The sequence below is a fragment of the Streptomyces achromogenes genome (assembly GCF_030816715.1).
In the GTDB taxonomy this organism is placed as follows: Bacteria; Actinomycetota; Actinomycetes; order Streptomycetales; family Streptomycetaceae; genus Streptomyces; species Streptomyces achromogenes_A.
In genome coordinates this window covers 4832347-4851348 of sequence record NZ_JAUSYH010000001.1, presented here as the reverse complement: position 1 = coordinate 4851348, position 19002 = coordinate 4832347, and the positions used below count along the sequence as shown (strand labels likewise).

General features: G+C 71.5%; 14 protein-coding genes and 1 pseudogene. 8 read left to right on the top strand and 7 right to left on the bottom strand.

Going from position 1 to position 19002, the window contains the following annotated elements:
• Positions 1-11: 11 nt before the first annotated feature.
• The 5 genes from QF032_RS21850 to ssd form a co-directional block, all read right to left on the bottom strand.
• On the bottom strand, positions 12-233 hold the full coding sequence (locus QF032_RS21850; protein WP_373430367.1) for a DUF4244 domain-containing protein: 222 nt from the start codon (positions 231-233) through the stop codon (positions 12-14).
• Between the two features lie 100 nt (positions 234-333).
• A complete protein-coding gene (locus QF032_RS21845; RefSeq protein ID WP_307057155.1) occupies positions 334-1155 on the bottom strand; it encodes a type II secretion system F family protein in 822 nt (273 codons plus the stop codon).
• A 76-nt stretch (positions 1156-1231) separates the two neighbouring features.
• Complete coding sequence (locus tag QF032_RS21840; protein WP_373430366.1) at positions 1232-2098, bottom strand: type II secretion system F family protein; 867 nt, start codon at positions 2096-2098, stop codon at positions 1232-1234.
• A 264-nt stretch (positions 2099-2362) separates the two neighbouring features.
• A complete protein-coding gene (locus QF032_RS21835; RefSeq protein WP_307044956.1) occupies positions 2363-3568 on the bottom strand; it encodes a TadA family conjugal transfer-associated ATPase in 1206 nt (401 codons plus the stop codon).
• Positions 3565-4668: a septum site-determining protein Ssd gene (gene ssd, locus QF032_RS21830; RefSeq protein WP_307057154.1), complete on the bottom strand. Its 1104-nt coding sequence runs from the start codon at positions 4666-4668 to the stop codon at positions 3565-3567. The genes QF032_RS21835 and ssd overlap by 4 nt, the downstream gene beginning before the upstream one ends.
• Positions 4669-5249: 581 nt before the next feature.
• Between ssd and QF032_RS21825 the strand changes: the two genes are divergently transcribed.
• The gene (locus tag QF032_RS21825) at positions 5250-6083 is read left to right on the top strand and encodes an HAD family hydrolase (RefSeq protein WP_306950178.1); all 834 of its coding nucleotides are present in this window, start codon (positions 5250-5252) and stop codon (positions 6081-6083) included.
• A 465-nt stretch (positions 6084-6548) separates the two neighbouring features.
• Here QF032_RS21825 and QF032_RS21820 read toward each other — a convergent pair whose 3' ends face one another.
• Positions 6549-7373 carry an oxidoreductase gene (locus QF032_RS21820; RefSeq protein WP_307044952.1) on the bottom strand — a complete coding sequence of 275 codons (825 nt, stop codon included), beginning with the start codon at positions 7371-7373 and terminating at the stop codon, positions 6549-6551.
• 101 nt (positions 7374-7474) lie between these two features.
• On the opposite strand from QF032_RS21820, the pseudogene QF032_RS21815 reads away from it, so the two are divergent.
• Positions 7475-8462, top strand: a pseudogene (locus QF032_RS21815) (ATP-binding protein).
• 94 nt (positions 8463-8556) lie between these two features.
• On the opposite strand, the gene QF032_RS21810 reads toward QF032_RS21815, so the two are convergent.
• Positions 8557-9837 carry a hypothetical protein gene (locus QF032_RS21810; RefSeq protein ID WP_307044948.1) on the bottom strand — a complete coding sequence of 427 codons (1281 nt, stop codon included), beginning with the start codon at positions 9835-9837 and terminating at the stop codon, positions 8557-8559.
• A gap of 336 nt (positions 9838-10173) precedes the next feature.
• Here QF032_RS21810 and QF032_RS21805 point away from each other — a divergent pair, with 336 nt between their 5' ends.
• From QF032_RS21805 to QF032_RS21780, 6 genes are all read left to right on the top strand, one after another.
• The gene (locus QF032_RS21805) at positions 10174-13017 is read left to right on the top strand and encodes a bifunctional SulP family inorganic anion transporter/carbonic anhydrase (protein WP_307057152.1); all 2844 of its coding nucleotides are present in this window, start codon (positions 10174-10176) and stop codon (positions 13015-13017) included.
• A gap of 345 nt (positions 13018-13362) precedes the next feature.
• Positions 13363-15324 (top strand): acetate--CoA ligase, encoded by a 1962-nt coding sequence (gene acs, locus QF032_RS21800; protein ID WP_307057151.1) that lies wholly within the window; start codon positions 13363-13365, stop codon positions 15322-15324.
• 280 nt (positions 15325-15604) lie between these two features.
• Positions 15605-17077 (top strand): Na+/H+ antiporter NhaA, encoded by a 1473-nt coding sequence (nhaA, locus tag QF032_RS21795; protein ID WP_307044944.1) that lies wholly within the window; start codon positions 15605-15607, stop codon positions 17075-17077.
• A gap of 62 nt (positions 17078-17139) precedes the next feature.
• Positions 17140-17628: a phage holin family protein gene (locus QF032_RS21790; RefSeq protein ID WP_306950192.1), complete on the top strand. Its 489-nt coding sequence runs from the start codon at positions 17140-17142 to the stop codon at positions 17626-17628.
• Positions 17625-18575 (top strand): alpha/beta fold hydrolase, encoded by a 951-nt coding sequence (locus QF032_RS21785; RefSeq protein WP_306950193.1) that lies wholly within the window; start codon positions 17625-17627, stop codon positions 18573-18575. The genes QF032_RS21790 and QF032_RS21785 overlap by 4 nt, the downstream gene beginning before the upstream one ends.
• Before the next feature lie 150 nt (positions 18576-18725).
• Positions 18726-18908 (top strand): hypothetical protein, encoded by a 183-nt coding sequence (locus tag QF032_RS21780; protein ID WP_079041174.1) that lies wholly within the window; start codon positions 18726-18728, stop codon positions 18906-18908.
• Positions 18909-19002 lie beyond the last annotated feature (94 nt).

The window sequence follows — 19002 nt, the reverse complement described above, 5'->3', positions numbered from 1 at the left end:
CGCCCCCGTACCTACGCGCCCGCACTGAGCGCCCGCTTCACGAGCGCCTGCAATTGCTCCGCCACCACATCGCTCGTCACCACCTGGTAGAGGAGCACCGCGAAGCCGACGGCCGCCACGATCCCCATCGCGTACTCGGACGTCACCATTCCCGCGTCCCTCCGTGCCCCCTGCGCCCCGCACACCAGGGCGAGCAGCCTTGCCCGCAGCGTCCGTACCACCCGTGCCGTCATCCTGTTCATTACAACCCCCGTGATTTCCGGTTCAGTTCGGCTGAGTTCAGTTCAGTTGCGTCGATCTCTTGTCGTCCGGCGGCTCATGCGCGTCGCGTCGTCACGGCCCACCTCCTCCCAGCACTCCCCCCGCCAGTCCGAGCACGATCGGCAGCACACCGACCGCGATGAAGGCGGGAAGGAAGCACAGGCCCACAGGCGCGGTGACCATGACGGCCGCCCGCCGGGCCCGAGCCGTCGCCGCGCGTGCCCAGCCGGCCCGGGTGTCGGCGGCGAGCCGGGCGACAGGCGCGGCGGCCGGCAGACCCGACACGTCAGCTCTCTCCAACAGTCCGGCCAACGCCGCCGCGCCCGGCGTCGAGGCCAACCTCCTCCAGGCGGTGCCCGGTTCGCCGCCCAGCCGTATCTCGGCCGCGCCGCGCGCCAGCCCGTTCCCGACCGGACCGCCCAGGGCCTCGCCGACCGCCTGTGCCGCGATCACGGGTCCGGCCCCCGCCGTGATGCACGCGGCCAGCAGATCCGCGGCGAGCGGGAGCTGCCGTGCGGCGAGCCCGGCGTCGTCCTCGCTCGCCGTACCCGTGGCCCGCTCCCGACGTCGCCACCGCCCCAGGCCCACCGCGCCCGTCAACCCCAGGGCGAGGCCCGCGACTCCACCGACCGCCACCCATCCGGCGCCCACCACGAGCGCTGCCACGAGCACTTCCGGAAGCCGCTGCCGTACGACCTCCCGTGGCCCGGGACGCCGTCTGTCCGACGTCGACCCGAACGCCGGATCCGACGCCGTGTCCGAGGTCAGCAGCACGGTCAGCCTCCGACGGGCCCCGCGCTCGCGCCGCACGGCCGCCAGCCGCCGCACCGACCACCACAGGGCCGACACGATCCCCACGGCCACCCCCAGCCTGTGGACAACTTCCCCGCTCATGTCCCCTCCGTCCACATCGCTCCCGTCCGCATCGCCCGTCTCCCGCGGCCGCGGTCCGCACCCGGCCGGGCCCCGCTCACGTCGCCTCCGCCTTGCGCACGATCCGCAGTGCCCACCACGCCCCGGCGCCCTCCAGCACTCCGCCGACGAGCAGACAGCCCAACCCCGCTCCGGTGTGCAGCAGGACGTGCAGGGGGTCGGCGCCGAGCGCGGCGCCCAGCAGCAGCCCCAGGACCGGCAGGCCGGCCAGCATCACCACCGTGGCGCGAGGTCCTGCCAGCTGGGCTCGCAGATCCGCTCGTTGGTCCCGTTCCGCTCGCAACGCAGCCTCAAGTCGGTCGAGTCCGGCCGCGAGACCCGCGCCCTGGTCCACGGCAACGCGCCAACACGCGGCGAGTCCCAACAGCCCCTCGGCTCCCGGCGACCGCGCGGCCAGCGCCAGGGCCCGGGGCACGTCGCCGCCGAATCGCGCCGCCGCCAGCACCATGGGCTGCGCCTCGCCCAGCCCGCCCGAGTCCCGCGCGGCCCACTGCAACGCCTCCCCGGGCTGCCGGCCCGCGAGCACCTCCCCCGCGAGCGCCGCGCACAGCGCGATCACCGCATCGCCTCGACGTTCCCCCGCCCGTCGCGCCTCGGCGGCCCGCCGCGCCCGGCGCAGCAAGGGCACTCCGGCCGCCCCCGCGACGAGCGGCAGTGCGGAACCGCCCAGCACCGCGAGGATCAGGCCGGCGACCGGCGCCCACCATTCGGGCCGCCACCGCCCCCGGAGCCTGCGGCGCAGCTCGCCGGTCAGCTGCCGCCAGGGCGGGGGCGGCCCACCGCCGACCACTCCGCCTCCGGCGAGCAGCAACTGCGCCCTCCTGGCTCCCGCGTACGGTCCGCCCGTCAACCAGGCCGCCGCCCCGGCACAGGCCACGGCAGCAGCCATGGGCATCTCACTCATCACACCCGCCCACCCCTTCGTCGCTCGTCACAGCCCTCTCCTCTTCCTCACCCGTCACGGGTCTTTGCCTTTCCTCATCCGTCACAGGTGTCTGCCTTGCCCACCCGTCAGCGGGCCACAGCTCTCCCGCCTGTCGCCGGCATCTCCCCCCTCACTGAGCGCGGCCTCCGCTCGCCCCACCCGTCCCACCGCGCTCAACACCCCCTCTCGCAGCGCCCTTCGCCTCGTCGCCCTCCTCACTCATCACGGCTCCCTCCCCACCGCTCACTCCTCATCGCTCGACTCGTCGTCCTCCTCGCTCCGCAGCAGCTCCCGCAGCCGCTCCCACCCCCGTTCGCGAGCGAAGGCCTCGGGCGTCCAGCGCAGTGCCGGCACGGTCCGCACCAATCCGGACAGATCCCGTTCCAGCACGTGCACCTCCGCGATCCGCCGTCGGCCCGCCGGGTCGCGTGCCAGATGCAGGACCACCGACAGGGCTGCCGCCAACTGGCTGTGCAGGGCGACCCGGTCGAGCCCGGCCGCCGTACCGAGCGCCTCCAGCCGGGCGGGGACATCGCCTGCGGCGTTGGCGTGGACCGTGCCGCAGCCGCCCTGGTGGCCCGTGTTGAGCGCGGCCAGCAGATCGACGACCTCCCGCCCTCGCACCTCGCCCACGACAAGCCGGTCCGGCCGCATTCGCAGGGCCTGGCGCACCAGGTCCTCGAGCGTGACGAGCCCCGCCCCCTCCTGGTTGGCGGGCCTGCTCTCCATGCGGACTACGTGCGGGTGATCCGGTCGCAGCTCCGCCGAGTCCTCCGCCAGGACGATCCGCTCCCCTGGCCCGACCAGGCCGAGGAGCGCACTCAGCAAGGTCGTCTTGCCGCTCCCCGTCCCACCGCTCACCAGGAAGGACAATCGGGCTCGCAGCAGGGCCCGCAGCACCCGCTCGCCACCCGGCGGGACCGTGCCGGCGGCTTCCAGTTCCTCGAGCGTGAAGGCGCGGGGCCGCGCGACGCGCAGCGACAGGCAGGTGCAGCCGACGGCCACCGGGGGCAGCACCGCGTGCAGTCGCGTCCCGTCCGGCAGCCGGGCGTCGACCCATGGGCGGGCGTCGTCCAGCCGCCGTCCGGCCACCGCCGCCAGCCGCTGCGCGAGGCGTCGCACGGCCGCCGCGTCCGGGAAGGAGACACCGGTCGGTTCGAGGCCGCCGCCGCGGTCGACCCACACCCGGTCCGGGGCGGAGACCAGTACGTCCGTCACCCTGGGGTCGGCCAGCAGCGGCTCCAGAGGGCCACTGCCGATCAGTTCGCTGCGCAGATGCTCGGCCGCCCCGAGGACTTCCGCGTCCCCGAGGACCCGGCCCTGTTCGCGAAGGGCCTGCGCCACGCGCGCGGGAGTCGGGTCCGCCCCGCTCTCGGCGAGCCACCGGCGTACGCCGTCCAGCAACGCCCCGGCCTCGCTCGTCCGTTCGAGGCCGAGCGGCGCGCTCATGACCTGCCCGTCTCGGTCAGCGCCCGCTCCCAGAACTCCTTGCAGAAGCGGGCGAGGGGCCCGCGCGCGGTCGCACCCGGCGGCGCCTTACCGCCGTCCGGACGCAGCAGGCTCGTCTCGACGGGCACCTCGCCGGCCAGCGGCAGCCCGAGCAGGCGGGACACCTCACCGTCGTCGAGCCCCGGTCCGTAGGGGCCGCGCACCGCCACCCGCAGGTCGCGCAGGACCATGCCGACGGCGGAGGCCACGCGCCCGGCTGCGGCGACGGCGCGCAGTTCGGCGGGGACCACGAGGAGGCCGAGGTCGAGCTGGGCCAGAACCTCGGCACCCGAGTCGTCGATACGGCGTGGCAGGTCGACGACGACCGTGCCGCCCCTGCGTCGGGCCGCCGCGAGCACCGCGCGTACGGCCTGGGGCGCGATGGCGACGCAGTCGCCTCGGTCCCAGCTCAGGACACGCAGGGAGTGCAGTCGGGGCAGCGACTCCTCCAGGGCGCCGCCGCCGACCCGCCCCCGTGAGGCGGCGAAGGCGGGCCAGCGCAGGCCCTCGGCGCTCTCGCCGCCGAGAAGCACGTCGAGTCCACCGCCCAGTGGGTCGGCGTCCACCAGCAGGGTGCGCAGCCCCTCGCGTGCCGAGGTGACGGCGAGGGCGCAGGCGAGGGTGGACGCTCCCGCGCCGCCGCGACCGCCGATCACGCCGACGGTGAGGGCGGGCCGGCCGATGCCCTCGGCGACGTCGGCGATGCGGTCGACCAGCCACTGCTCGCCGTCGGGAAGCATCAGGACGTGGTCGGCGCCGATCTCCACGGCGCGCTGCCACACCCCCGAGTCGTCCTGGTCGCGACCGACGAGGACCACCCCACGTCGGCGGGCGGCCCCGCGCACGCGGCGTGCCGCGTCGTCGCCGACCAGGACGAGCGGCGCGGACTCCCAGATGCCCCGGCGCTCCGGCGTCGAGTGGTGCACCTCCGGTGTGGCGCCGGCCGCGGCGCACAGGCGCAGCAGGTCGTCGAGGAGGTCCGGATCCTCCGTGACGATCAGAGGTTTGCCCGGGCGCCCTCCGGTGGTGGGCGGCGGCTCGTGTGTGACGGCTCCGGTCATGCTTTCCATCCCCCTTCACTGCGGGTCGCGCAGTGTCTGCGGTCCCGTGATTCACCAATGCGCGGGGAACCGGCATGCGGTCCCCGTATGAGCGGCCACCGGAAACCGGCGGCAGGCGTCCGGCAAACGGAACCGGCCATGTGAAGCCGGCCCGAGCGGAGGCGTGGGAATCACGGTGCGACGAACCCGGAAATCATGTGGATCTTGGTGGAAAACTGTGGACGAGCGGAGAGTTGTGAATATCGCCATCACCCATACCGGTGAGCACCGCACCATCTCCCGCGCGACCTCCGCAGAGCAGTCCGACGACTACGGACCGTGACGGTGTGCGGGCATGCGAAAGAGGCGGCCGTAGCCGCCTCGAAACGGTGCACCCGCCGCGTTCAGAAGGAGAAAACCCACCCGGACATGCGACGACCCCCGCCGGGGGGGAGAGCGGGGGTCGTCTCCACGGCCGACTCGGGGGGGGAGGAGCCGGACCGGGTTAGCACGGTCGCGAACGATCCGTGACTTCCATGGTGTACCCGAGAGCCCTCTCAGGCAAACCCACGCGCCCACCTTACGCCGAATGGGCTGCCCCTATGCTCTTGGTTGTGGAAAACCACTCCTTGCCCCGCACAGCGGCCTTCTTTGACCTGGACAAGACGGTCATTGCGAAGTCGAGCACGCTCACCTTCAGCAAGTCCTTCTACCAAGGCGGGCTGATCAACCGCCGGGCGGCCTTGCGCACCGCATACGCCCAGTTCGTCTTCCTCGTCGGCGGCATGGACCACGACCAGATGGAGCGGACTCGCGAGTACCTGTCCGCCCTCGTGCGCGGCTGGAACGTCCAACAGGTCAAGGAGATCGTGGCCGAGACCCTTCACGACCTGATCGACCCCCTCATCTACGACGAGGCGGCATCACTGATCGAGGAGCACCACGTCGCCGGCCGTGACGTGGTCATCGTCTCCACCTCGGGCGCCGAGGTGGTCGAGCCGATCGGCGAGCTGCTCGGGGCTGACCGCGTGGTCGCCACCCGGATGGTCGTGGGCGAGGACGGCTGCTTCACCGGCGAGGTGGAGTACTACGCGTACGGTCCGACGAAGGCGGAGGCGGTCAAGGAGCTGGCCGTGTCCGAGGGCTACGACCTCTCCCGCTGCTACGCCTACAGCGACTCGGCGACCGACCTGCCGATGCTGCAGTCGGTCGGGCATCCGCACGCGGTGAACCCGGACCGGGCGCTGCGGCGCGAGGCCGTGGCGCGCGGCTGGCCGATTCTCGACTTCCACCGGCCGGTGCGCCTCAAGCAGCGGATCCCCGCCTTCTCCGTGCCGCCCCGCCCGGCACTCGTCGCCATGGCGGCCATAGGAGCGGCAGCGGCCACCGCGGGTCTGGTCTGGTACGCCAGCAGGCGCCGGACGGCAACGGTCTGAGGCGGACGCCGCTCTTCCTTCTCCGGCCGTCACCTGCGAAGCAGCGCTCCACAATGACCGTTTCCTTCGAATTCACTGTTGTTTGAGAGTAAAAGTAAAGAACTGGTGCCAGGGCTTCCGCTTGTCCGGGTCCTGGAGTACAAATGACTCAACGGCCCGCGAGACCAAGGACATCCGAGAGGATCACCTTAATAACGCATTTGGCCCCACGGACCGCGCATGAGAACCGGGCACCCACGCGACGTCGACCCGTCGATTACGGGCCAGCCGCACCAGGTGACGGGCAAAGTCCCGACCTGATGGGCATATATCGAGGACGCTTGGTAACCGGGTGATCATGCCAGCGGCGGTACGAGGACTCGTACCGCCGCAACCCTTTGCAGGGCCCCCACGTGGGGCCTTTTTTCATGCCGCTGCCCCCGCGCGCGTGGGGTGCCGCCACGCCCGTCCGCGCGCGGGGTGTCGTCATGCCGCTCCGCGCTGCAGCGCCTCGCACACCGCTGTCGACTCGCGGGCGCCCAGCTCCACGGCTTTGCCGCAGTGGGTGATCCACGCCGCCATGCCGTCCGGGGTGCCGGACGCGTAGCCGTCCAGGGCCGCGAGATAGGCGGCCCTGCCGAGCTCGGCGTGCCCCACCTCGGCGGGGCAGACCGACTTGGGGTCGAGGCCGCTGCCGATCAGGACGACACGCTCGGCGGCCCGCGCCACCAGACCGTTGTGGGAGGTGAAGGGGCGGAGCGCCAGAAGCTCCCCGTGCACGACCGCGGCCGTCACCAGGGCGGGCGCGGACCCTCCCGCGATGATCAGTTCGGACAGGCCCTCCAGGCGGCCGGCCAGCTCGTCCGCAACCGGCAGGGGCAGCTCGATCAACGGCTCGTCGACCGGCTCCCCGGCGTGGCGCGGGCGGCCGACCTCGTCACCGTTGCTCGCGGCGGCAACGAGGTGCAGGCGCGCCAGCACCCGCAGGGGCGACTGCCGCCAGATGGACAGCAACTGGCCCGCCTCCGCCGTGAGCCGCAGTGAGGCGCCCATGACGCGCGCCTCACCGTCCACGCCGAAGTCGCTGCGTCGGCGCACCTCCTCCAGGGCCCAGTCCGCCCCGGACAGCGCCGCGGAGCCGCGGGCTCCGCGCAGGGCGGCCTCCGAAGTGACCGCGCCGCTGCGGCGGCGCATGACGCGGTGGCCGTAGACCCGGTCCACGGCCTTGCGGACGGACTCCACGGACTCGGCCACGCCGGGCAACGAGCCCAGGGCCGCAAGCGGATCGGCGGACGCGCCTGTCGTACTCATGAGTACGACCCTACGCAACCGGCGCCCGCACCCCACGAAGGAGTGGTCTTCTTCACGCACTCCTGTCACATACAGCTAACTGGTCACTACGCTTGGTGAACATGAAAATTGCTTTCGTCGGGAAGGGCGGCAGCGGCAAGACGACCCTGTCCTCCCTGTTCATCCGTCACCTCGCCGAATCCGGCGCACCCGTCATCGCGGTCGACGCGGACATCAACCAGCACCTCGGCCCCGCGCTCGGCCTCGACGAGTCGGACGCCGCCGGACTGCCCGCGATGGGCGACCGGCTGCCGTTGATCAAGGACTATCTGCGCGGTTCCAACCCCCGCGTCGCCTCCGCCGAGACGATGATCAAGACGACTCCGCCCGGCGGGGGCTCGCGTCTGCTGCGGGTGCGCGAGGACAACCCGGTGTACGACGCGTGCGCCCGGCCGGTGGAACTCGACGGTGGCGCCGTCCGTTTGATGGTCACGGGACCTTTCACGGAAGCCGACCTGGGGGTCTCCTGCTACCACTCCAAGACGGGGGCGGTGGAGCTGTGCCTGAACCACCTGGTGGACGGTCGTGACGAGTACGTCGTGGTCGACATGACCGCCGGCTCGGACTCCTTCGCCTCCGGCATGTTCACCCGCTTCGACATCACGTTCCTCGTCGCCGAACCGACGCGCAAGGGGGTCTCCGTCTATCGCCAGTACAAGGAGTACGCCCGCGACTTCGGCGTCGAGCTGAAGGTCGTCGGCAACAAGGTGCAGGGCCGGGACGACGTCGACTTCCTCCGAACGGAAGTCGGCGACGACCTGCTCGTGACGGTCGGGCACTCGGACTGGGTGCGCGCGATGGAGAAGGGCCGGCCGCCCCGGTTCGGGCTCCTGGAGGACGCCAACCGTCACGCTCTGGACCTTCTGCGGACGACCGTCGACGCGGCGTACGACAAGCGGGACTGGGAGCGCTACACCCGTCAGATGGTGCACTTCCACCTCAAGAACGCCCGAGTCCTGGGGCAACGAACGCACCGGGGCCGACCTGGCCGCGCAGGTCGACCCCGGCTTCGTCCTCGGGGAAGGCGCCACCGCCACAGCCTCCGTGTGACGGATTCGGCCGTCCCCTTCGGCAGGCGCCCCGTCGGCGGCGCCTGCCGTGACCGCCGGCACCCGCGCCGGCCGGCGTCGATGGTCCTCGTTGGCTACTGCTTCACCGCGGGCGCCCCGGGCACGCCTTTGGGGGCAGGGGCCGGGTGGCCGGAGAGGAAGGACGCCCAGCCCTGCTTCGGGGCCTCGCCCACGCCCAGGGTGCGCATCCTGGCGAGGGCCGCCGGGTCCTGGGCGTCCAGCCAGTCGGCCAGCTGCCGGAAGGACACACAGCGCACGTCGGGTTTGTTGCAGACGTGCTCGACGACCTGCTCGACGGCGCGCATGTACGTGCCGCCGTTCCAGGACTCGAAGTGGTTGCCGATGATCAGCGGCGCGCGATTGCCGTCATAGGCCCGGTGGAAGCCCTTGAGCAGGCTGTCGCGCATCTGGTCGCCCCAGTAGGCGAACTTGGCCCGGTCGCCCTGGGTGGCGGTGCCGGACTGGTTGACCATGTAGTTGTAGTCCATGGTGAGCTGCTCGTAGCGGTGGCCGGGGAAGGGCACGAGCTGCATGGACAGGTCCCACAGGCCCTGCTTCCTGCCGGGCCAGACCTGGTTGTTGACGCCGCTGGTGTCGTAGCGGAAGCCGAGCCGGCGCGCGGCGGTCATGAAGTTCTTCTGACCCTCGAGGCAGGGCGTGCGCGCGCCGACGAGCTCCTTGTCGTAGTCGAAGGGCAGCGGGGGCGCCTTCTTCATGCCGGTGTTGCTCTTCCAGGTCTTGACGAACTGTTTGGCCTGGTCGATCTCGTCCTTCCACTCCTCGACGGACCACTCGCCGACGCCGCCGTTCTTGCCGCAGAAGTGGCCGTTGAAATGGGTGCCGATCTCGTTGCCCTCCAGCCACGCCAGGCGCAGCTGCTTCACGGTGGCGGCGATGCCCTGCTCGTCGTTGAACCCGATGTCCGAGCGCCCCGGCGAATGCTGCGGCGGCTTGTACAGGTCGGCCTTCTCCTCCGGCAGCATGTACACGCCGCTGAGGAAGTAGGTCATGGTCGCGTGGTTGTCCCTGGCGACCTTGCGGAAGTGGGAGAAGAGCTTCTGGCTGTCCTCGCCGGCGCCGTCCCAGGAGAAGACCACGAACTGCGGCGGCTTCTGGCCCGGCTTGAGGCGTTCAGCCCGGGGCAGGTGGGGTTGTGCTCCGGTGTACGCGGTGGAGCCGTCGCCGATCAGCCGGACGAGGCTCTTGGGCGCGGGCGCCGGCTTCGCCTTCTCCGCCCCCGAAACCCCTTCCTCGGAGCCATGGGAACCACCGGTTCCCGTGGCGCAACCGGCGAGCGATGCGGCTACGGCCGCGGCGACCACTGCGCCTGCGGCGATCCTCTGGGTGGCGGCCATGTCCGGCCCACCTTCTTCCTTCTCTCGGCCAACGCCGGCGACGGCGTTCTCTGACGACGCGCCGGAACGAGCCGACGGCGCCGTCAAGATCGCATGAGATCGAGAGGGAATTAGTACGACAAGCCGATAAAAAGACCACTTCACCCTTTCAGGCGATTTCTTGCCCTATTTGCCGCAAAAATCCATGCTTGACCTTTACTCTGCATTACGATTCGTTTACCGAGCGTTGAGATTCATCCCGCCGCTGCACGCCGTGACCCACGGCCGCGACCGCCCCCGCCACAGCCGGGGGACCACCTGTTCCGCGACCGCGCTGCCCCGGAGGAGACGGGAACCATGTCCGCCTGCGTCCCCACCCGCACCACCGCCCACTCGAAGCGAACGAAGCGCGTCCAGCAGCCCCACAGTCCGCCACCACCCCCTCACCGCCGCTTCCGCGTCGCGGGCGCCGATGTCTCCGCGTCGATCGCGGTGTTCCTGATCGCCCTCCCGCTGTCCCTCGGCATCGCCCTCGCCACCGGCGCGCCCCTTCAGGCCGGCCTCGTCGCCGCCGCCGTGGGCGGGATCGTCGCCGGCTGGATCGGCGGGTCGCCACTCCAGGTCAGCGGCCCCGCTGCGGGCCTGACCGTCGTCACCGCCGATCTCATCCAGCGCTACGGATGGCGGACGACCTGCGCCATCACCGTTCTCGCCGGACTCGCCCAGCTGGGCCTCGGCTGTCTGCGCGTGGCGCGCACGGCCCTCGCCGTCAGTCCCGCCATCGTGCACGGCATGCTCGCCGGCATCGGCGTCACCATCGCCGTCGCTCAGCTCCATGTCGTCCTCGGCGGCAATCCGCAGAGTTCCGTTCTCGACAACCTTCGAAGCCTGCCACCCCAGTTGGCCGACCTGCACCCCGCGGCCGTCGTCGTGAGCGCGCTGACGCTGGCCCTGCTGCTGCTCTGGCCGCGTATCCCCGGGCGGGCGGGCCGCCTGCTGAACAAGGTGCCCGCCGCGCTGGTCGCGGTCACCGGCGCGACCACCATGGCCGCGCTCGCCGGCCTCACCCTGCCGAAGGTCGACCTGCCGTCCTGGAGCAGTCACGCCCTGGCCGGGCTCCCCGAGGGGCCGGTGCTCGGGCTGGTGGCCGCCGTGCTCACCACCACGCTCGTCTGCAGTGTCCAGTCGCTGCTCGGCGCGGTCGCCGTGGACAAGATGATCGCCACCCGCCCCGGCCTGCTCGGTTCCCGCTCCGCCCGCGTCGGCCGCTCCGATCTGGACCGCGAGCTGCTCGGCCAGGGCGCGGCCAACATCGTCTCCGGCGCGCTCGGCGGACTCCCGGTCGCGGGCGTGGCCGTGCGCAGTTCGGCGAACGTCCGAGCCGGTGCCGTGAGCCGGAACTCCACGATGCTGCACGGCGTTCTCGTAGTAGTCGCCGCGCTGCTGATGGTCCCGATCCTGGATCTCATCCCGCTCGCCTCACTCGCCGCCCTGGTGATGGCCGTCGGTATCCAGATGGTGTCCCTGCACCACATTCGCACGGTGACGCGCCACCGAGAGGTGCTGGTGTACGCCGTCACCACCCTTGGAGTGGTCGTCTTCGGAGTCCTCGAAGGCGTGGCCCTCGGCATCGCCGTGGCCGTGGCGGTGGCCCTGCACCGCCTCGCCCGCACCCGCATCACGCACACCGAGAAGGAAGGAGTCCATCACGTACAGGTCAGAGGCCAGTTGACGTTCCTGGCCGTGCCGCGGCTCAGCCGCATCCTGCACCTCGTCCCCCAAGGCACCCATGTCGTCGTCGAGTTGGACGGCTCCTTCATGGATCACGCCGCTTACGAGTCCCTGCAGCACTGGCAGAAGACGCACACCGCACACGGCGGCTCCGTCGACCTGACCGGCCGGCGCTCCGCCTTCGGGGGCAGACTCCTCGAGCCTGCCGCCGCCGAAGGCGCCGCTGACGGCCAGGAAGTGGGCGCTGCCCTCGCCGACTGCCGCTGCCGTCCCTGGACGCCTTGGCGCAACCACCAGTGCGAGCAGCCGCGTTCCGCCCCGCTGTCCCTCCTCGAAGGTGCCGACGGCAGTGCCGACGGAAGTGCCGACACCGGTTCGGGCACCGGCTCGGGCACCGGTTCGGGCACCGGTTCGGGCACCGGTTCGGGTGGCGAGTCCGGCACCTCGGAGCCGACGCCGTCGGCCAGGGAACCGGTCAGGTGGTACAGCGAACCGATGCATGGCGTGACAGTGCATGACGAGCCAGTGCATGACGAGCCAGGGCACGGCTTCGCGGGCCTCGCCGAGGCAGACGGATCGGCGGCCGAAGCCGCGGCCGACGGGGCCCGGTCCGGGGGCGATGGGCCCGCCGATGCCGACGGGGCTCTCGAAGTCGGCGGCAATCCCGGCAGCGGCGCCTGCGCCCGTACCGGGAGGACCGATGACGGCCACGGAGACGCCGGGGCCCACCGGTCCGCCGGAACTGCCGAAGCCGTGGGGCCGGGAAGCGGAACCGAACCGAGGGCGTCCGAGCCGAGCGCACGCCGGCTCGTCCGTGGCATCAGCGCGTTCCAGCGCAACACCGCGCCGCTGGTGCGGGGCGAGCTGGCCCGACTGGCGCGGGAGGGGCAGCAGCCGTCCCAGCTGTTCCTCGCCTGCGCCGACTCACGGCTGGTCACGTCGATGATCACCTCCAGTGGTCCCGGCGACCTGTTCGTGGTGCGCAACGTGGGCAACCTGGTGCCCCCGCCCGGCGAAGAGAGCGGGGACGACTCGGTGGCCGCCGCGATCGAGTACGCGGTGGACGTGCTGAACGTGCGGTCCATCACCGTGTGCGGCCACTCGGGGTGCGGAGCCATGCAGGCGCTGCTCACCTGCGAGCCCGGCGCGGCGCGCACGCCGCTGAGACGGTGGCTGCGGCACGGCCTGCCGAGCCTGGAGCGGATGGCCGACCACAGCCGTCCCGTCGCTCGGCTGGCCGGACGGGCGGCGGCGGACACAGCCGAACAGCTGTGCCTGACCAATGTCGTCCAGCAGCTCGAGCACCTGCGCACACACCCGTCCGTGACCCGGGCGCTTCAGGCCGGGGCGCTGGAGCTGCACGGGCTGTACTTCCATGTCGGCGAGGCACAGACGTATCTGCTCACCGGGGCCGGGCCGGACGGCGGCGAGGTCTTCGACCACGTCGGGGTGGCGGACGTGTCCGCCTGAGCCACGGCCGACGGGGCGGGCGGTGTGAGAGGCGTTACACCTGCTGAACTCCTCCCGCCCCGTGTCCGTGGGTACGGGTGACCCCTGGCGCACCGCGACGGGGGCGAGCACCTCACGTCACCCCGGCCCGCTCCTCAGAACCGACCACCCCGGCGCCGCAACCCCCGCGCCGGGGCGCCCCACCACCCCGGGCAGGTCTAAACCAATTATTCGTCGGCCCTTGTCACCGGCCCCTCGGGTCTGATGAGCTGTGGCCTGGGACACAACGGACACGGACACCCTTCGAGAGGGAGATGTCGTGAACAACGAAAGCCTGGCCAACCTGCTGGGGAAGGAGAGTGGCGTATGACCGAGTCTCCTTCACTTTCCAACCTGCTCAAGGAAGAGCGCAGGTTCACGCCGCCCGCCGAGCTGGCGGCCCACGCCAACGTCACGGCGGAGGCGTACGAGCAGGCCAAGGCTGACAGGCTCGGCTTCTGGGCCGAGCAGGCGCGTCGGCTCACCTGGGCCAAGGAGCCGACCGAGACGCTGGACTGGTCGAACCCGCCGTTCGCCAAGTGGTTCAAGGACGGCGAACTCAACGTCGCGTACAACTGCGTCGACCGGCACGTGGAGGCCGGCAACGGAGACCGGGTCGCCATCCACTTCGAGGGTGAACCGGGCGACAGCCGCGCACTTTCCTACGCCGAGCTCAAGGACGAAGTCTCCAAGGCCGCCAACGCCCTGCTGGAGCTGGGAGTTCGCAAGGGCGACCGGGTCGCGGTGTACATGCCGATGATCCCCGAGACGGCGATCGCGATGCTCGCCTGCGCCCGGATCGGCGCGGCGCACTCCGTCGTCTTCGGCGGCTTCTCGGCGGACGCGCTGGCCACCCGGATCCAGGACGCGGACGCCAAGGTCGTCATCACGTCCGACGGCGGTTACCGGCGCGGCAAGCCGTCCGCGCTGAAGCCGGCCGTCGACGACGCCGTGGCGCGCGTGGACAACGTCGAGCACGTCCTCGTGGTGCGACGCACCGGCCAGGAGGTGGCCTGGACCGAGGGCCGCGACGTGTGGTGGCACGAGGCCGTCGACCGGCAGTCGGCCGAGCACACGCCCGAGGCGTTCGAGGCCGAGCACCCGCTCTTCATCCTCTACACCTCCGGCACCACGGGTAAGCCCAAGGGCATCCTGCACACCTCCGGCGGCTACCTCACGCAGACCGCCTACACCCACCACGCGGTCTTCGACCTCAAACCCGAGACCGACGTGTACTGGTGCACCGCCGACGTCGGCTGGGTCACCGGGCACTCCTACATCGTGTACGGGCCGCTGGCCAACGGCGCGACGCAGGTCATGTACGAGGGCACGCCCGACACCCCGCACCAAGGCCGCTTCTGGGAAATCGTGCAGAAGTACGGGGTCACGATCCTGTACACGGCGCCGACCGCCATCCGCACGTTCATGAAGTGGGGCGACGACATCCCCGCGAAGTTCGACCTCGGCAGCCTGCGCGTGCTGGGCTCGGTCGGGGAGCCGATCAACCCCGAGGCGTGGATCTGGTACCGCAAGCACATCGGGGGCGACCGCACGCCCGTCGTGGACACCTGGTGGCAGACCGAGACCGGCGCGATGATGATCTCGCCGCTGCCCGGCGTGACGGCGACCAAGCCGGGGTCGGCGCAGACGCCGCTGCCGGGCATCTCCGCGACCGTCGTCGACGACGAGGCCAACGAGGTGCCGAACGGCGGCGGCGGCTATCTGGTCCTCACCGAGCCGTGGCCGTCGATGCTGCGCACCATCTGGGGCGACGACCAGCGGTTCCTCGACACCTACTGGTCCCGCTTCGAGGGCAGGTACTTCGCGGGCGACGGGGCGAAGAAGGACGACGACGGGGACGTCTGGCTCCTCGGGCGCGTCGACGACGTGATGCTGGTGTCGGGTCACAACATCTCCACCACCGAGGTGGAGTCGGCGTTGGTGTCCCACCCGTCCGTCGCCGAGGCCGCCGTCGTGGGCGCCGCGGACGAGACGACCGGGCAGGCCATCGTCGCCTTCGTCATCCTGCGCGGCACGGCGAACGCGGAGGACGAGCATCTCGTCGCCGACCTGCGCAACCACGTGGGCGCCACGCTCGGGCCGATCGCCAAGCCGAAGCGCGTCCTGCCGGTGGCGGAGCTGCCGAAGACCCGCTCCGGCAAGATCATGCGCCGGCTGCTGCGGGACGTCGCGGAGAACCGACAGCTGGGTGACGTCACCACGCTGACCGACTCCACGGTCATGGACCTCATCCAGGCCAAGCTCCCCGCCGCACCCAGCGAGGACTGAGCCCCCGAGGGCTCTCCCTCCGGGGCCCCGCGGACACGCTCTCCACAGGGCCGTCCGGCGCGCGCTGCGCCGGGCGGCCCTCACGCGCCCCGCACCTCCGCGCCCTCACGCTGCCGCACCCCCGCACCTGGGAGGACGCCTGTGCGACGCACACGAGCCGCGCGCTCGTGATGCGTCCCGCCGTGTCGTGGGTAGGCTCAGGAAGAAACGTGACCCTCAGGTGCGCCGGGAAGTCTGGTCGGCATGTGCTCAGCCCTGCCCACCGACCGGAGGTCCCCCCGTGAACGCGCCCCGCCCCCCGGCTCCCGGCCCCGCTCCCCGCAAGGTGTTCGGACGGCTCTCCCTCCCCGAACGGAACTTCGTCGCGGAGGCCCTGCGCACCGAGACCGTCGGCGGGGTCCTGCTGCTCGTGGCCGCCGTGGCCGCGCTGATCTGGGCGAACGTACCCGCACTGCACGGCTCTTACGAGAGCGCGAGCCACTTCCACCTGGGTCCCGAGGCCCTCGGACTCCACCTCTCCGTGGAGCACTGGGCGGCGGACGGCCTCCTCGCCGTCTTCTTCTTCGTCGCCGGCATCGAACTCAAACGAGAACTCGTCGCCGGTGACCTCAAGGACCCGAGAGCCGCCGCGCTCCCGGTCGCGGCAGCCCTGAGCGGCATGGCCGTTCCGGCACTCGTCTACACGCTCACCAACCTCACGGGGGGCGGCGACGTAAGCGGTTGGGCCGTGCCCACGGCCACCGACATCGCGTTCGCGCTCGCCGTGCTCGCCGTCATCGGCACGTCGCTGCCGAGCGCGCTGCGCGCCTTTCTGCTCACTCTCGCCGTCGTCGACGACCTCTTCGCCATCCTGATCATCGCGGTCTTCTTCACGAGCAGCATCGACTTCGCCGCGCTGGGCGGCGCGGCGGCGGGGCTGGTCGTCTTCTGGCTGCTGCTGCGCTCGGGCGTGCGCGGCTGGTACGTCTATGTGCCGCTCGCGCTGACCGTGTGGGCGCTGATGTACAACAGCGGCGTCCATGCCACGGTCGCCGGCGTCGCCATGGGGCTGATGCTGCGCTGCACGACGCGTGACGGTGAGGAGCAGTCACCCGGCGAGCGGATCGAGCACGTCGTGCGGCCCTTCTCCTCCGGTGTCGCGGTCCCGCTGTTCGCCCTGTTCAGCGCCGGGGTCACCCTCTCGGGCAGCGCCCTCGCGGACGTGTTCGGCCAGCCGGAGACACTGGGCGTCGTGCTGGGCCTCGTGGTCGGCAAGACGCTCGGCATCTTCGGCGGAACCTGGCTGACCGTCCGTTTCACCCGGGCTTCACTCAGCGAGGACCTGGCCTGGGCGGACGTCTTCGCCGTCGCGTCCCTCGCCGGCATCGGTTTCACCGTCTCGCTGCTGATCGGGGAGTTGGCCTTCGAGGGCGACGCGGCCCTGACCGACGAGGTGAAGGCCGCCGTCCTGCTGGGCTCGCTGATCGCGGCATCCCTGGCGACGGTGCTGCTGAAGCTGCGCAACGCCCGGTACCGCCGGATGTGCGAGACGGAGGAACGCGACGACGACCTCGACGGCATCCCCGACATCTACGAGCAGGACGACCCGGCGTACCACCTGCGGATGGCGGAGATCCACGACCGCAAGGCCGCCGAACACCGCCGGACGGCCGAGGAGATCAGCCGGCGGCTCGCCCAGGAAGACGCCGCCGCGCGCCACGGGCTTGCCGAAGTGCCGGGCGGGGCAGGCGAGGACGGCGACCGTCCGGCATGATCTGACGGGACGGTACAAAAGAACCCGGAAACACAGAGCAGCAGCAGGAGAGGGAGAACGCGATGAGCGCACCCGACGGCAGCCCGGTCGGCGCCGAACGCAGCATCGGCCAGCTGTTCGCCTCGGCGACGACCGAATTGTCGGCGCTGGTGCACGACGAGATCGCGCTGGCGAAGGCGCAGTTGAAGCAGGACGTGAAACGCGGCGCGCTGAGCGGCGGGCTGTTCTCGGTGGCCGGCGCGGTCCTGGTGTTCTCCCTGCCGATGCTGAACTTCGCCCTGGCGTACGGCATCCGGACCTGGACCGACTGGAACCTCGCGATCTGCTTCCTGTTGTCCTTCGTCGCGAACTGCTTGGTCGCGGGCGTCCTCGGGCTGCTCGGCGTGGTCTTCGCGAAGAAGGCACAGAAGGGCAAGGGACCGCAGAAGGTGGCCGCGTCCATGAAGGAGACGGCGGGCGTCCTGCAGAACGCCAAGCCGCACCCGCGACCCGAGCTGGCCCAGGAGCGGGCGCCGGAGGCCCTCGAGGCTGTGGCACGCTCGTCGTCATGACGGACCCCGCGCTTCCCCCGCCCCCGCCCGCCTCGCTCGTCCGGCCGGACGCGGTCCTCGGCGTGCCGGTCACCCACCGCGAGGTCGCCGCGAACGGCGCGCGGTTCCACATCGCGGAGGCCGGTGACGGTCCGCTCGTCATGCTCGTCCACGGCTTTCCGCAGTTCTGGTGGACGTGGCGGCACCAGCTGGTCGCGCTGGCCGACGCCGGCTTCCGGGCCGTGGCGATGGATCTGCGGGGCGTGGGCGGCAGCGACCGCACACCCCGGGGTTACGACCCGGCCAACCTCGCCCTCGACATCACCGGCGTGATCCGCTCCCTGGGCGAGCCGGACGCCGCGCTGGTCGGCCACGACCTCGGCGGCTACCTGGCGTGGACGGCGGCCGTGATGCGCCCCAAGCTCGTGCGGCGGCTGGTCGTCGCGTCGATGCCGCATCCCCGGCGCTGGCGCTCGGCGATGCTGGCCGACGTCCGGCAGAGCGCCGCGAGCTCCCACATCTGGGGGTTCCAGCGTCCGTGGATCCCGGAGCGGCAGCTCACCGCCGACGACGGCGAGCTGGTGGGCCGGCTGATGCGGGACTGGTCCGGGCCGCGACTGCCGGAGGACGACGCGGTGGAGACGTACCGGCGCGCGATGTGCATTCCGTCCACCGCGCACTGCGCCGTCGAGCCGTACCGGTGGCTGGTGCGCTCGCTGGCACGTCCGGACGGTGTCCAGTTCTACCGGCGCATGAAGCGGCCGGTGCGGGTGCCCACGCTGCATCTGCACGGCTCCCTCGATCCGGTGATGCGCACCCGCAGTGCGGCCGGTTCCGGCGAGTACGTCGAAGCGCCGTACCGCTGGAGGCTGTTCGACGGACTCGGGCACTTCCCGCACGAGGAGGATCCGGTCGCTTTCTCCACCGAACTGATCAGTTGGCTGAAGGATGCCGAACCCGACCGGTGACCGTTCGATCGCGATCGGTACACCGTTCGGCCGCGCCCGGGCATACGGCTCGGCACACCTGTACGACGATCGGCCAAATGCCTGACGCATAGGCCAATTGGCGGCTCCGGGGGCGGTTATCGACCTTGGGGCAGGGGCAGACGTCCGGGTATGGGCTGGACGCACGACTACAGTGACGCAGGACGCAACCGCCGCTCGGCCAGTGGCCTGAGCCCTCACCGACGAGGCGCGGACCCGCAACTTCCGGATTCCGATCTCCGGGTGGGCATTCCGCGCATCCTGCGCCGCCGGGCCCGCTGGGTCTCGGTCCGCCTGCGCCACCCCCGAGGCTGACGCAGTCCGCGGACGGCCCGAGGAGAGCGCGGCCGAACGTCTCGTACCGCACGGGAGAGCACGGCCGAACGTCTCGTGCCGCACGGGAGAGCCG